The 244-nt window shown below is 73.0% G+C and carries 1 protein-coding gene; it reads left to right on the top strand.

The features are described from left to right. Positions 1-217, top strand: a 217-nt coding sequence (locus IF89_RS0137065; RefSeq protein ID WP_030778406.1) for a GNAT family N-acetyltransferase, incomplete at its 5' end; no start/stop codon positions are given. Positions 218-244: the final 27 nt, after the last annotated feature.

Genomic DNA, 244 nt, shown 5'->3' with positions numbered 1-244 from the left:
CGACCGACGGTACGCCGGTCTGGGCATCGGGGCGGCGCTGCTGGCCCATGCCGCCGACGTGACCCGGCGGGCCGGCGTGGAGCTGCTGCGGGTCGACTGTTGGGCGGGCGGCGGAGGCGAACTGGTCGCGTTCTACCAGCGCCATGGTTTCACTCCCACCGAACGTTTCCTGTCCGAGGCATGGCCGGGGCAGGTGCTAGCTCGGCGGATCGGCTGACGGCGGCAGGTCACCCGGCGACGGGCT

The sequence above is a fragment of the Streptomyces sp. NRRL F-2664 genome, from assembly GCF_000719345.1.
Taxonomy (GTDB): domain Bacteria; phylum Actinomycetota; class Actinomycetes; order Streptomycetales; family Streptomycetaceae; genus Streptomyces.
This window is presented reverse-complemented; position numbering and strand designations above follow the sequence as displayed.